The 12,956-nt window shown below is 75.3% G+C and carries 13 protein-coding genes; 6 read left to right on the top strand and 7 right to left on the bottom strand.

Annotation, left to right across the window (positions count from 1 at the left end; all coding sequences use genetic code 11):
* Window positions 1–19: 19 nt before the first annotated feature.
* From ABWK59_RS31275 to mutA, 4 genes are all read right to left on the bottom strand, one after another.
* Window positions 20–592, bottom strand: a complete 573-nt coding sequence (locus tag ABWK59_RS31275; protein WP_354644024.1) for a dihydrofolate reductase family protein — start codon at window positions 590–592, stop codon at window positions 20–22.
* 129 nt (window positions 593–721) lie between these two features.
* The gene (gene meaB, locus ABWK59_RS31280; RefSeq protein ID WP_354644025.1) at window positions 722–1,717 is read right to left on the bottom strand and encodes a methylmalonyl Co-A mutase-associated GTPase MeaB; all 996 of its coding nucleotides are present in this window, start codon (window positions 1,715–1,717) and stop codon (window positions 722–724) included.
* Window positions 1,718–1,727: 10 nt separating this feature from the next.
* The gene (gene scpA / locus ABWK59_RS31285) at window positions 1,728–3,926 is read right to left on the bottom strand and encodes a methylmalonyl-CoA mutase (protein WP_354644026.1); all 2,199 of its coding nucleotides are present in this window, start codon (window positions 3,924–3,926) and stop codon (window positions 1,728–1,730) included.
* On the bottom strand, window positions 3,923–5,806 hold the full coding sequence (gene mutA / locus ABWK59_RS31290) for a methylmalonyl-CoA mutase small subunit (protein WP_354644027.1): 1,884 nt from the start codon (window positions 5,804–5,806) through the stop codon (window positions 3,923–3,925). Before mutA ends, scpA begins: the two co-directional genes overlap by 4 nt.
* 202 nt (window positions 5,807–6,008) lie before the next feature.
* Between mutA and ABWK59_RS31295 the strand changes: the two genes are divergently transcribed.
* A complete protein-coding gene (locus ABWK59_RS31295) occupies window positions 6,009–6,785 on the top strand; it encodes a hypothetical protein (RefSeq protein WP_354644028.1) in 777 nt (258 codons plus the stop codon).
* 279 nt (window positions 6,786–7,064) lie between these two features.
* On the opposite strand, the gene ABWK59_RS31300 is transcribed toward ABWK59_RS31295, so the two are convergent.
* Window positions 7,065–7,316, bottom strand: a complete 252-nt coding sequence (locus ABWK59_RS31300; protein WP_354644029.1) for a hypothetical protein — start codon at window positions 7,314–7,316, stop codon at window positions 7,065–7,067.
* 142 nt (window positions 7,317–7,458) lie between these two features.
* On the opposite strand from ABWK59_RS31300, the gene ABWK59_RS31305 reads away from it, so the two are divergent.
* The 5 genes from ABWK59_RS31305 to ABWK59_RS31325 all read left to right on the top strand — a co-directional run bounded on the left by ABWK59_RS31305 (window position 7,459) and on the right by ABWK59_RS31325 (window position 11,680).
* On the top strand, window positions 7,459–8,112 hold the full coding sequence (locus ABWK59_RS31305) for a sigma-70 family RNA polymerase sigma factor (protein WP_420492875.1): 654 nt from the start codon (window positions 7,459–7,461) through the stop codon (window positions 8,110–8,112).
* Between the two features lie 46 nt (window positions 8,113–8,158).
* Window positions 8,159–8,383, top strand: coding sequence for a hypothetical protein (locus tag ABWK59_RS31310; protein ID WP_354644031.1), 225 nt, complete (start codon window positions 8,159–8,161; stop codon window positions 8,381–8,383).
* Complete coding sequence (locus tag ABWK59_RS31315; RefSeq protein WP_354644032.1) at window positions 8,380–10,647, top strand: heavy metal translocating P-type ATPase; 2,268 nt, start codon at window positions 8,380–8,382, stop codon at window positions 10,645–10,647. Before ABWK59_RS31310 ends, ABWK59_RS31315 begins: the two co-directional genes overlap by 4 nt.
* Window positions 10,648–10,791: 144 nt before the next feature.
* Entirely contained in the window at window positions 10,792–11,385 is a 594-nt protein-coding gene (locus ABWK59_RS31320) for a DUF6434 domain-containing protein (protein ID WP_420492876.1), read from the top strand.
* Entirely contained in the window at window positions 11,375–11,680 is a 306-nt protein-coding gene (locus tag ABWK59_RS31325; RefSeq protein ID WP_354644033.1) for a hypothetical protein, read from the top strand. Before ABWK59_RS31320 ends, ABWK59_RS31325 begins: the two co-directional genes overlap by 11 nt.
* Before the next feature lie 61 nt (window positions 11,681–11,741).
* On the opposite strand, the gene ABWK59_RS31330 is transcribed toward ABWK59_RS31325, so the two are convergent.
* Both ABWK59_RS31330 and ABWK59_RS31335 read right to left on the bottom strand, forming a co-directional pair.
* Complete coding sequence (locus ABWK59_RS31330) at window positions 11,742–12,476, bottom strand: YoaK family protein (RefSeq protein ID WP_354644034.1); 735 nt, start codon at window positions 12,474–12,476, stop codon at window positions 11,742–11,744.
* Window positions 12,477–12,585: 109 nt separating this feature from the next.
* A complete protein-coding gene (locus ABWK59_RS31335; RefSeq protein ID WP_354644035.1) occupies window positions 12,586–12,747 on the bottom strand; it encodes a hypothetical protein in 162 nt (53 codons plus the stop codon).
* Window positions 12,748–12,956: the final 209 nt, after the last annotated feature.

Raw genomic sequence — 12,956 nt, forward strand, 5'->3', positions numbered from 1 at the left:
CGCACTACCTGACGCAGCGTCAGTTCGCGGGCTCCGAAAGCTCGTAGCGCAGCAGCACCACGCCGTTGCCGAACCGGTGGGTCTCCGTCAGCCGGAGGCCCATCCGGAGGTCGCCGGCCGGGAAGAGCGGCTTGCCGCGGCCGATCAGCACCGGGTGGACGTAGATCCGGAACTCGTCGACCAGGCCCAGCCGGAGGAACTCCCGGGCCAACTCCGCACCGCTGAGCACCAGATCCCCGCCCGGCTCGGCCTTGAGCGCCGCCACCCGGTCCGGGTCGACCTCGTGCTCCACCGTGGTGTTCCACTCCGCCCGCTCCAGCGTGCGGGAATAGACGATCTTCGGCTTCTCGCGCCAGATCGCGGCGAACTCGGCGACCGTCCCGGAGTTGGCCGGGTCCTGGTCCGCGGTGGGCCAGTAGTCGGCCATCAGCTGGTGGGTGACGCGCCCGCTGAGGATCCCACCCATCCCGGCGATCAACTCGTTGAAGTGCCGGTGCAGTTCGTCGTCGACCACGTGCCAGTCGATCTCGCGGTCCGGGCCCTCGATGTACCCGTCGAGGGAGACCCCACTCATCAGGACGATTCGTCTCACCGCCGCGACGATACCCGGCCGGGTCGCCGGCGGACCGTCGGACGAGGGCGTGTCGGCACGGGGGTCACCACGAGGGGGGCGCGGGAGGTTCCCCCGCGCCCCCGGTGGTGGTCTGCCGGGACCGGCGGGTCAGACCGGGTCGGCGGCGAAGCCGTTCAGGATCCGCTGGGCGGCGAGGGTGGCCGTGAGGGTGCCCTCGCGGACCTGCCGCTCCACCTCCGGTGCTATCCGCCGGACCTCCGGGTGCTCGCGCAGCCGGTTGAGCAGCTGGTCGTGCACCATCGCCCAGGTCCACTCCACCTGCTGGTCGCGGCGCCGGCCGGCCAGCGCGCCGGTGGCGTCCAGCACCTTGCGGTGCTGCCGTAGCCGCTCCCACAGGGTGTCCAGCCCGGCGCCGTCCCGGCCGCTGCAGGTGAGCACCGGCGGCGTCCAGGCGGCGTCCGGCGGCTGGAGCAGCCGCAGGGCGCCGGCCAGTTCGCGGGCCGCGGCCTTGGCGTCCCGCTCGTGCGGGCCGTCGGCCTTGTTCACCGCGACCAGGTCGGCCAGCTCCAGGACGCCCTTCTTGATGCCCTGCAGCTGGTCGCCGGTACGGGCCAGGGTGAGCAGCAGGAAGGAGTCGACCATCCCGGCGACCGTGGTCTCCGACTGGCCGACGCCCACCGTCTCGATGAGCACCACGTCGTACCCGGCGGCCTCCATCACCACCATGGACTCCCGGGTGGCCCGGGCGACGCCGCCGAGGGTGCCGGCGGTGGGGGAGGGGCGGACGAAGGCGCTCGGGTCGACGGCCAGCCGCTCCATCCGGGTCTTGTCACCCAGGATGGAGCCGCCGGTCCGGCTGGAGGTCGGGTCGACGGCGAGCACCGCGACCCGGTGGCCCAGCCCGGTGAGCATGGTGCCGAACGCCTCGATGAAGGTCGACTTGCCGACACCGGGCACGCCGGTGATGCCGATCCGGACCGCGCCGCCGGAGTGCGGCAGGAGGTCGACCAGCAGCCGCTGGGCGAGCTCGCGGTGGTCGGGCCGGGTGGATTCGACGAGGGTGATGGCCCGCGCGATCCAGGCGCGCGAGCCGTCGAGCACACCCTGCCGGTACTGGTCGAGGTCGATCGTCCGGGGCGGCATCCTCAACCGCTCACAGCTCGTGGCCGAGGTCGGCCGCCAGCGACCTGAGCAGGTCGTACGCCGCGTCCGGGATGACCGTGCCGGGCGGGAACACCGCGGCGGCGCCGGCCTCGTACAGGGCGTCGAAGTCCTGCGGCGGGATGACGCCGCCGACCACGATGGTGATGTCCTCGCGCCCCGCCTCGGCGAGTTCGGCCCGCAGCGCCGGCACCAGGGTGAGGTGCCCGGCCGCCAGCGAGGAGACGCCGACGATGTGCACGTCGGCCTCCACCGCCTGGCGGGCCACCTCGGCCGGGGTCTGGAACAGCGGGCCCACGTCCACGGTGAAGCCCAGGTCGGCGAAGGCGGTGGCGATCACCTTCTGGCCGCGGTCGTGGCCGTCCTGGCCCATCTTGGCGACCAGGATGCGGGGACGCCGGCCCTCCGCCTCCTCGAACCTCTCGACCAGTTCACGGGTGCGCTGCACGCCCTCGGACGGTCCTGCCTCGTCTCGGTACACACCGGAGATCGTACGGATCTGGCCGGAGTGCCGGCCGTACACCTTCTCGAGGGCGTCCGAGATCTCACCGACGGTGGCCTTCGCCCGGGCCGCGTTCACGGCCAGCGCCAGCAGGTTGCCGTCCAGCGACGAGCCCTGCGAGCCCGCCTCGGCGGCGCGGGTCAGCGCGTTCAGGGCGTCCTGGCAGACCTGCTCGTCGCGCTCGGCGCGCAGCCGGCGCAGCTTCTCGATCTGCTGGGCGCGGACGGAGGAGTTGTCGACCTTGAGCACGTCGATCTGCTCGTCGTTCTCGACCCGGTACTTGTTGACGCCGATCACCGGCTGGCGGCCGGAGTCGATCCGCGCCTGGGTACGGGCGGCGGCCTCCTCCACGCGCAGCTTGGGGATGCCCGCGTCGATGGCCTTGGCCATGCCGCCGGCCGCCTCGACCTCCTGGATGTGCTGCCAGGCGCGGCGGGCCAGGTCGTGGGTGAGCTTCTCGACGTACGCCGAGCCGCCCCACGGGTCGATGACCCGGCAGGTGCCGGACTCCTGCTGGAGCATCAGCTGGGTGTTGCGGGCGATCCGGGCCGAGAAGTCGGTCGGCAGCGCCAGCGCCTCGTCCAGGGCGTTGGTGTGCAGCGACTGGGTGTGGCCCTGGGTCGCGGCCATCGCCTCCACACAGGTGCGGGTGACGTTGTTGAACACGTCCTGGGCGGTGAGCGACCAGCCCGAGGTCTGCGAATGGGTGCGCAGCGACAGCGACTTGGCGTTCTGCGGGTCGAACTGCTTGACCAGCTTGGCCCACAGCAGGCGGGCCGCGCGGAGCTTGGCGACCTCCATGAAGAAGTTCATGCCGATCGCCCAGAAGAACGACAGCCGCGGCGCGAAGGCGTCCACGTCCAGCCCGGCGCCGAGGCCGGCCCGCAGGTACTCCACACCGTCCGCCAGCGTGTACGCCAGCTCCAGGTCGGCGGTCGCACCGGCCTCCTGGATGTGGTAGCCGGAGATGGAGATCGAGTTGTACCGCGGCATCTTCTGCGAGGTGTACGAGAAGATGTCCGAGATGATCCGCATCGACGGCTGCGGCGGGTAGATGTAGGTGTTGCGGACCATGAACTCCTTGAGGATGTCGTTCTGGATGGTCCCCGCCAGCTTCTCGGGCGGCACCCCCTGCTCCTCGGCCGCCACGATGTACAGCGCCAGCACGGGCAGCACGGCGCCGTTCATGGTCATCGACACCGACATCCGGTCCAGCGGGATGCCGTCGAAGAGCTGACGCATGTCGTAGATGGAGTCGATCGCCACGCCGGCCATGCCCACGTCGCCGGTCACCCGCGGGTGGTCGGAGTCGTAGCCGCGGTGGGTCGGCAGGTCGAAGGCGACCGACAGGCCCTTCTGACCGGCCGCCAGGTTGCGGCGGTAGAACGCGTTGGACTCCTCGGCGGTGGAGAAGCCCGCGTACTGGCGGACCGTCCACGGCTGGTTGACGTACATGGTCGGGTACGGGCCGCGCAGGTACGGCGCCACGCCCGGGTAGGTGCCCAGGAAGTCCAGCCCGGCCAGGTCCTCGGCGGTGTACAGCGGCTTGACGCCGATGCCCTCCGGGGTCTCCCAGACCTGCTCCTCCACGTCCTTGCCGGTGGCCTGCCGCCAGGCGGCCCGCCACTGCTCGCCGGTGGCCCCGGAAGCGCCGCCCCCGAGGTCCACGGTGGTGAAGTCGGGGATCATCGCGCCACTCCGATCGTGTCGAGGAGGGAGGTGAGGACGGCGACCGCGTCGCCGCCCGCGAAGACGAACGCGTCCACTCCCGCCCGCTCGTAGGCCTCGCGCCGCCCGCCGGGCCGGCCGGCCAGCAGCACCTCGGCGGCACCGGCCGCCTTCAGCGCCTTGGCGACCGCCTCGGCGTGCTCCTCGTACAGGCCGTCGCTGGAGCACAGGCAGGCCACCGGGGCACCGCTCGCGGTGAACGCCTCGGCCAGCGCGGCCGGGTCGACGCCCTCGGCGGAGACGGTCTCGATGCCGCCGGCCTGGAACAGGTTGGCGGCGAAGGTCGACCGCGCGGTGTACGCCGCCGCCGTGCCGATCGCTGCCAGGAACAGCCGCGGACGGGCGCCGGTGGTCGCCAGGTGCGCGTCCGAGCGGTCCCGCAGCGCCTCGTACGCCTCACCGCGGCGCACCCGCGGCAGGCCGCCGCCGAGCGGGGCGGGGGCGCTCTCGCGGACCAGCGGCTGCTCGGCCAGGTTCGGGAACTCGCTGACGCCGGTGACCGGTTCGCGGCGCTTGGCCAGCGCCGTCGAGCGGGTGGCCCAGGTCTCGGCGACGGTCCGGCCGACCAGCCCGGAGGTCAGCGCGGCCCGCTGGCCGCCGGCCGCCTCGACGGTCTGGAACCAGGCCCAGGCGGCCTGCGCGAGTTCCTCGGTGAGCCGCTCCACGTACCAGGAGCCGCCGGCCGGGTCCACGACCCGGGCCAGGTGCGACTCCTCCAGCAGGATCGCCTGGGTGTTGCGGGCGATCCGGCGGGCGAAGGCGTCCGGCAGGCCGACGGCCTCGTCGAAGGGCAGCACGGTGACGGCCTCGGCGCCGCCGACCCCGGCGGCCAGGCAGGCCACCGTGGTGCGCAGCATGTTCACCCACGGGTCGCGGGCGGTCATCATCACGCTGGAGGTCACCGCGTGCTGGCGCTGCGCGGCCGCGGCCGGCGCGACCCCGCAGACCTCGGCCACCCGGGCCCAGAGACGGCGGGCGGCACGGAACTTGGCGATGGTGAGGAACTGGTCCTCGGTGGCGGCGTAACGGAACTCCAGCTGACCGGCGGCCGCGTCCACCGGCAGGCCGGCCCCGGTCAGCGCGCGCAGGTAGGCGACACCGGTGGCCAGCGAGCAGCCCAGCTCCTGCGCGGCCGAGGCGCCGGCCTCGTGGTACGGCAGCGCGTCCACCACCAGGGCGCGGACGTTCGGGTACGTCCGGTCGGTCTCGGCGGCCAGCGCGGCGGCGTCCGCGAGCAGCGCCTCGGTGGCGGCGTCGTCGCCGGTCCGGGCGAGCAGGCCCAGCGGGTCGGCGCCCAGGTTGCCCGAGGCGGCCTCGGCGGACACCCCGCGCTCGGCCAGCAGCGCGAACAACCGCTCGGCGGCGGGCCGGAATTCGGCACCGGCGTCCAGCACCACGGCGGCCAGGTCGAGGTACACGCCGGTCAGGGCCTCGGGCAGCGCCGCGACGGGCAGGCCCGCCGCGCCGAGCCGCAGCCACAGCGAGCTGCCGCCGTTCTCCAGGTCGGCCAGTACGGCCTCGTTGGCCCGGCGCGGGTCCGGGTCGGCGTGGAGCTGCCGTACGTCCCAGCCGGACTCGGCCGCGCCCTGCGGGCGGCCGCCCCGGACGTACGGCGGGAAGCCGGGCAGGCCGGCGTCGGCCGGGGCGTCCTCGGCGGTGTACAGCGGACGGGCGCGGAGGCCGTCCTGGAGCTGAGTGGAGAGCGCGTCCTCTGCCTGCTCGCCGGTCACGTCCTGCGCACCCGACTTGCGCAGCACGCCTTCGACAAGGCGCTGCCACTGCTCGCGGGTCGCATCCGGGAACTCGGCGGCCAGAGGAAGCCCTTCGGGCTGGACCGTCATAAGGGCAGGTTAGTGCCCGTGAACCTGGTCGCAGCAGGGCCTGCCGGTGTGACCTTTCACTCGCTGCACTCCCCGGGTCGCCGAGTGCCGTGCCGCACGTGGCGCGGCCTGCGCGAACACCTGTCGGACCGTCAGGTTCGGGGTGTCGGATCCGGGGGGTGACGAGACCGCTGCGGGGAGTGGGTGCGAGGATAGGGGCATCGTGACGACCTGGCAGCCCCGTATGCTCCGCGCCGCGGTGTTCGCCACCGCCTGCGTGGCGATGTCCGCCACCGCGCACGCCGCCATGGCGGGCGACGGTGCGGCGCTGCCCTGGCCCGTCCTGCTCGCCGCCTTCGCCGGTACGGCGGGCGGCAGCTGGCTGCTCGGCGGACGGCGCCGCCCGTTCGCCGTGGGCGCGCTCTGGATGACGGCCGCCCAGGCCGCCCTCCACCTGCTGTTCGAGTGCGCACCGGCCCTGTCGGCGCCCACCACCGTGGCCGTACGACCCGGCCCGGTGGACTGGACGCGGCTGCTGCTGTGCACCCGGGACCCGGCCGCGCTCGGCCGCCCGCCCGAGGACCTGGCCCGGGCGGCAGGCCTCGACCCGGAGGCCCTCGCGCTCTCCGGGCTGCCGACCCTCCCCCAGCCGGGCGGACACTCCGGCGGAGGACACGGGCTGCACGCCGCGATGGACCCCGCCGCCATGGCGGCGACCACGCACGGCGTGTCGGCCGGGATGCTGGCGGGCCACCTCCTGGCGGCCCTCGCCTGCGCCCTGCTGCTCTGGCGCGGCGAGGCGGCGATCACCGGGGTGTTCGACCTGCTCGGGACGCTGGCCGCGGTCCTCGTCCCGGCCCTGCTGCTGCTCCGGCCGTGGCGCCCCCGGCCGGTGCCGGCCCTCCGGCCCGCCTGGCGGGCCGTCCGGACCCCCCGCTCGGCCCTGCTCTCCTCCGTCCTGGTCCGGCGCGGACCGCCCGGCCCGCTGCCGATCGCCTGACCCCTCCGTCCGCCCCTCGGGCCGCCGGTCCGCTCGCGCGCTGCCCCCGGCAGCCGCTGCCGACCCCACCCGACCGCGCGGACCGGTCACCTCCGCGCCGCCGACACGCCCGCGCGGAGGCCTGGCCCGTACCCCATTTCACCGCAGCGCCCCGCCTCCCGGCCGGGCGGCGACCCGGCCTGCCCGGGCGCCACCCACCACGGCGAGGGCCGGTACCGGGCCACCCGATCGGCGACCGCGCCGACGCGCGCACCGCCGTCCACCCTGACCCAGGACAGCTCAATGCACCCCGGACGAGTACCCCTCGCCACCACCCGGACCCGGCACCACACCCAGCCGGGCGAGCAGACCCCGCTCCCACTCCTCGGACGGCCCCGGCGCCGCCTCGGTCAACGACCGCAGCCGCCGCAGCCCCTCCACCCACTCCGCACACCCGGCACACCCCGCCAGGTGCCCCATCCCCACCGGCTCACCGCCGGCCTCCCCGTCCACCCACGCCGCCACGGCATCCCGGAACTCGCCACACCTCATCCCCCCATGCTCCCGCACCACCACCCGCACCCCGATCCCACCCAGCGCCGCAGTACCGCGCACCCCCAGGGACGGGGAGAACTGCGCGAGGCGGAAGCCCGGAACCCGCACCTCCTTCCCCTCGCGGCTCCCACCGCGCTCGGTGGGTTCCCCCTCGCGTTCGGGTCCGCCCCGTCGGCCCCCGCCACCCCCCTCCCGGCGGTGTCCCGTGGATGACCAGCAGCTGACCGCCCTCGCCCTCACCGCCGCCCGCTCCGGCTGCCCCCACTCCGTGGAGGCGTTCGTCCGGGCCACCCAGCGGGACGTCTGGCGCTTCGTCGCCCACCTCGCCGACGTCCAGTCCGCCGACGACCTCGCCCAGGAGACCTTCCTCCGCGCGCTCGGCTCCCTCCCCGGCTTCGCCGGACGTTCCTCCGCCCGTACCTGGCTGCTGTCCATCGCCCGCCGTACGGTCGTCGACCGCCACCGCCGGGCCGCCGCCCGGCCCCGCTGCGCCGCCCTCCCGGACTGGGAGGCCGCCGCCGAACAGCAGCAACCCCGCAGCTCCGGTGGGTTCGAGGACGGCGTCGCGCTGGCCGACCTGCTGGAAGCGGTCATCCACGAGCGGCGCGAGGCCTTCGTCCTGACCCAGGTGGTCGGACTGAGCTACGCGGAGGCGGCCCTGGTGGCCGGATGCCCGATCGGCACCGTCCGCTCACGGGTGGCCCGAGCCCGGGACGACCTGATCGCCCTGATACGGGCCGCGGAGACGCCCGACGCCCGCCCGCCCCACCCGGTCACCGCCCTCGCCGGCTGACCCGGTGACCCCGACCCTCCCACCGTCCCGTTCCCACGGAGTCCCGATGAACCACCCACCCACCACCACAACCACCACCACCCCCGCGTCCCACCCCCTCCGAACGCTGCTCGCCTTCCTCCTGCTCCTCGTCCTCCTCTTCGCCGTCTCCTTCACCGCCGGCCACCTCCTCGGCCCCCTCCGCCCCGCCTCCGGGAACGACGACCCCCGCCCGGCCCCGCACACCCACGCCCTCCCCACCCTCCTCGTCACCCCGGAGTCCGTCCGATGAGCCCCCACCCGGCAGCAGCTCCCTCCCATCAGGCCCGCACCACCCCCGAACCCCGCACCACCGACCTCGCCGTCGGCGGGATGACCTGCGCCGCCTGCGTGGCCCGGGTGGAGAAGAAGCTCGCCAAACTCCCCGGCGTCAGCGCCGGCGTCAACCTGGCCACCGGCCGGGCCCGGGTGCTGCATCCGGCCGCCGTTCCGGTGTCCGACCTGGTGGCCGCCGTGGAGGGCGCCGGCTACACCGCCGAGCCCGTCACCGACGCCACCCCGCCCGCCGACGACCGGGCGGCCGACCCGGACGAGGGCCTGCGCCTGCTGCTGACCGCGGTGACCGCCGTCCCGGTGATCGTGATCTCGATGGTGCCCGCGCTCCAGGTCCGCGGCTGGCAGTGGGCCTGCCTGGCGCTGGCGGCGTTCGTGGTCACCTTCGGCTCGTACGGCTTCCACGCCCGTGCGCTGCGCAACCTCCGGCACGCCACCGCGACCATGGACACCCTGGTCAGCCTGGGCGTGGTGGCCTCCTTCGCCTGGTCGGTGCACGCCCTGGTGTTCGGCGGCGCCGGCGCCTTCGGCATGCGGATGCCGTTCTCGCTGACCGCGTCCGGCGGCGGCGCGCACCTCTACCTGGAGGCGGCGGTCGGCGTCCCGCTGTTCGTGCTGTGCGGCCGGTACCTGGAGGGCCGGGCCCGGCGGCGGACCGGATCCGCCCTGCGGGCGCTGGCCGAACTGGGCGCCAAGCAGGTCTGTCTGCGCCTCCCGGACGGCGGTGGTGAGCAGCTCGTCCCGATCGAGCGGCTGCTGCCCGGCCAGGAGTTCGTGGTCCGCCCCGGCGAGAAGGTCGCCACCGACGGCGTGGTGGTCGAGGGCACCTCAGCCCTGGACACCTCCCTCCTCACCGGCGAGAGCGTCCCGGTGGAGGCCGGCCCCGGCCGGCGCGTGACCGGCGCGACCCTCAACGTCGGCGGCCTGCTGGTGGTACGGGCCACCGCGGTCGGCGCCGACACCCAGCTGGCCAGGATCACCGCCCTGGTGACCGAGGCCCAGGTGGGCAAGGCCCGCGCCCAGCGGCTGGCCGACACCGTCGCCGGGGTGTTCGTCCCGGTGGTCCTGGGCATCGCGGTCGCCGTCCTGGGCTTCTGGCTGGGCACCGGCGCCGGCGCGCAGGAGGCGCTCACCGCCGCCGTCTCCGTCCTGGTGGTCGCCTGCCCCTGCGCTCTCGGCCTCGCCACCCCCACCGCGCTGCTCGCCGCCACCGGGCGCGGCGCCGAACTGGGGGTGCTGATCCGCGGCCCGGAGGCGCTGGAGAGCCTGCGCCGGATCGACACCGTGGTCCTGGACAAGACCGGCACCCTGACCGAGGGCCGGATGCGCCTCGCGGAGACGACGCCGGCCCCCGGGTACACCGCCGCCGAGGTGCTGCGGCTGGCCGCCGCCGTCGAGCACGGCTCCGAACACCCGGTGGCCCGTGCGCTGGTGGCCGCCGCCGACGGTCCGCCGCCCGTGGTCCCGGGGTTCCGGGCCACCCCCGGCCTCGGCGTGGAGGGCACGGTGGAGGGCCGCCGGGTCCGGGTGGTCCGGCCCGGCGCGGTGGACCTCCCGTCCGGGCTGCGCGAGGCCCTCGCCCGCGCCGAGTCCGCCGGGCACACCGCGGTGGCGGTGGAACTGGACGGTGCCTGCGCGGCGCTGCTCGCCGTCGGCGACACCCTGCGCCCCGGCAGCTACCGTGCCGTCCACCGGCTGCGCGGGATGGGACTGGAGACCGTCCTCGCCACCGGCGACGGACCGGGCGCGGCCCGCGCGGTCGCCGAACACCTCGGCATCGGCGAGGTGCACTCCGGGATGTCCCCCGAGCAGAAGGCCCACCTGGTCGGCGAGTTGAGGGCGTCCGGCCGGAGCGTCGCGGTGGTCGGCGACGGCGTCAACGACGCGGTCGCGCTCGCCGCGGCCGACCTGGGCATCGCCCTCGGCAGCGGTACCGACGCGGCGATCGGCGCCGCCGGGCTCACCCTCACCACCGGCGGCATCGAGTCCCTGGTGGTCGCCGTCGGCCTGGCCCGCCGCACCCTGGCCACCATCCGCGTCAACCTGGTCTGGGCGTTCGGCTACAACGCCGTCCTCATCCCGCCCGCCGCCGCCGGCCTGCTCAACCCGATGCTGGCCGCGCTCGCCATGTCCGCCAGCTCCCTGCTGGTGGTGGCGAACAGCCTCCGGCTGCGGACCTGGCGCCCGTCGCCGGCCGGGAACCCCCGCACAGCGCACCGGTAGTCGCGAACTCCCGGGACGGACGCCGCCACCCGGCGGCGTCCGTCACCGGGGGAGAAGGAGACCCGTGTGACCACCACCCCCGGACCAGGTGGTCGCGCCGCCCCACCCGACTTCCCGCCCTTCCGGCCCGGCACAATGGCCGCCGTGAACGAGCACCAGGAACCCGCCGCCGGCGCCCGCCCGCCGCTGACCCGCGCGCTGGACGGCGAGGAACTGCTCCGCTGGTACTGGACCCTTCAGGAGCTCACCGCGCTGGCCCGCGAGCTGGACCTCCCGCGCGGCGGCGGCAAGCTCGCCCTCACCGACCGGCTCGCCGCCGCCCTGGACGGCCGCCCCCTGCCGCCCCCGCCACCCCGCCGCCGCAGCACCACGGCGGCCCAGCTCACCGCGCCGGTGGACGGATCCACCGTCATCCCCGAGGGCCAGCGATGCAGCCAGGTCCTGCGCGCCCACTTCCGGCAGGAGATCGGGCCGTCGTTCCACTTCGACGCCCCCATGCGGGCGTTCATCGCCGACAACCCGGGCCGCACCCTCGCCGACGCCGTCCGCCACTGGCACGACACCCGCACCCTCGCGGCCGAGGAGCCGGCCCCGCAGTTCGAGTTCAACCGCTTCCTCCGCGACTGGCACGCCCGCAACCCGGACGGCACCCGCGCCCAGGCGGTCGCCGCCTGGCAGACCCACCGCTCCCGGCCGAAGGACGCCCACCCGCACCGGGGCGGACCCGATGACCACTGAGCCCCTGCGCATCCCCCTCGCCGAACTGCGCACCGCCGTCGACCTGCTGCTGCGTCGCCTGGAGGCGGCCACCGTCGCCCGGAGCGTGCCCCTGGACCAGGACGACTTCTGGTCCGTCCCGCCGGACCGGCTGTACGACCCCACCACCGAGCCGGACGCCCTGACCATCGGTCAGCTCTCCGCGTCCTGGCGGCACCTGGCCGACCTGGTCGCCGACCCCGACCGCGCGGTGGGCCACCACCTGGTGTGGCTGGCCGACGTCCTCCGCGCGATCGGCCTCGAACACCCCGGGTGAGACCGGCCGCGCCCCCGGACGGGCCGCGCCCCGGACCGGCCGCGCCCCGGGCCGGCCGTGCTCAGCCCCGCGCCCCCAGCTGTCCCGGCGGTCCCGGGTCCGTCGAGCCGGGGCCCTCCCACCCGGAGTCCGGCGGCCTCGCGGCGGGCGGCCGCAGCCACGGCCCGACCGCGTACAGCAGCGCCGTCCCGGTCACCGACCCCGCGATCACCCCCAGCGCCGGGCCCACCCCCAGGTTCAGCACCAGCGCCGCCCCGCAGACACCCCCCGCGAACATGCCGACCACGGTGGCCAGCCGCCGGACCTTCGGCATCGCCGGCCCGCCGCCGCCCCGCCCGAGCGACATCGCGTCGACCACCATCTTGACCAGGGACATCTGCACCAGCGTGGTCGGCATGTCCGGGATCCTGGCCTCCCAGGTGACCCGGTTGCGCCACCCCATGGCGAACGCCACCAGCAGGAACACCACGGCCGACTGCCGCGAGTCCGGCCGGCCGGCCGCGTCCTCGGACAGCGCGTAGCCCGCGGCGGTCCACAGGAACGCGGCCTCCAGCAGCAGCGCCAGCACGAACCACCGCCGGCCGCGGTCCCGCAGCCAGTCCACCGCCGCGTCGCCGACCGCCGCGCCGACCGTGAACCCGGCCAGCGCCAGCAGCGGACGGACCAGCGAGATGTCCTGCGCGCCGGCGGCCGCGAAGCCGAGCAGCAGCAGGTTGCCGGTGGCGAGCGCCGCGAAGGCGTGGCCCAGTCCGAGGAAGGCGGTGGCGTCGACGGCGCCGGCCGTCACGGTCAGCACCCCGAGGACCACCACGATGCGGACGTCGGACCCGGGCGGAGCGGGGGGACCGCGCCGGCCCGGGTCCTGGGGCGCCGGGCCGGGCCGGGGGGAGGCGGTCAGCGGAGGCTCAGTTGACCGAGCGGAAGATGACGTCCTCGTCGTCCGCGAAGAGGTCCACGTCCGCGGACTCGACGCCGTCGGTGTCGTCGACGGCGGTGGCCTCGGACACGGGCTGCGGCCCGGGGCGCCGGTGGTCGGGGGTCTCGATGTGCGCGTGGGAGATAGCCATACCGCCATGGTCGGCCCGATCGGCCGGCGCGGCCGCGCAACGGGCCGCCCTCAGGTCCGATCGGGTGAGCGAACGGGTTTTCGGGGCCGCCCGACCGGCTGTGCAGAAGTGGCAGGCCGTCGGAGCCGCCCCTAGCGTCGAATCGGCGGATCATGACCGCCGACCTGCTGAACCCCCCTCCCCGATCACCTTTGGAAACCGGTCTTCTG

The organism is Kitasatospora sp. HUAS MG31 (assembly GCF_040571325.1).
Classification (GTDB): Bacteria; Actinomycetota; Actinomycetes; order Streptomycetales; family Streptomycetaceae; genus Kitasatospora; species Kitasatospora camelliae.

What these genes read in the sequence shown, in the direction of transcription:
- ABWK59_RS31335 (WP_354644035.1), bottom strand. Translation starts at nt 12,747, where the DNA reads ATGGCTATCTCCCACGCGCACATCGAGACCCCCGACCACCGGCGCCCC.
- ABWK59_RS31300 (WP_354644029.1), bottom strand. Translation starts at nt 7,316, where the DNA reads ATGAGGTGTGGCGAGTTCCGGGATGCCGTGGCGGCGTGGGTGGACGGG.
- ABWK59_RS31325 (WP_354644033.1), top strand. Translation starts at nt 11,375, where the DNA reads ATGACCACTGAGCCCCTGCGCATCCCCCTCGCCGAACTGCGCACCGCC.
- scpA (WP_354644026.1), bottom strand. Translation starts at nt 3,926, where the DNA reads ATGATCCCCGACTTCACCACCGTGGACCTCGGGGGCGGCGCTTCCGGG.
- mutA (WP_354644027.1), bottom strand. Translation starts at nt 5,806, where the DNA reads ATGACGGTCCAGCCCGAAGGGCTTCCTCTGGCCGCCGAGTTCCCGGAT.
- ABWK59_RS31310 (WP_354644031.1), top strand. Translation starts at nt 8,159, where the DNA reads ATGAACCACCCACCCACCACCACAACCACCACCACCCCCGCGTCCCAC.
- meaB (WP_354644025.1), bottom strand. Translation starts at nt 1,717, where the DNA reads ATGCCGCCCCGGACGATCGACCTCGACCAGTACCGGCAGGGTGTGCTC.
- ABWK59_RS31315 (WP_354644032.1), top strand. Translation starts at nt 8,380, where the DNA reads ATGAGCCCCCACCCGGCAGCAGCTCCCTCCCATCAGGCCCGCACCACC.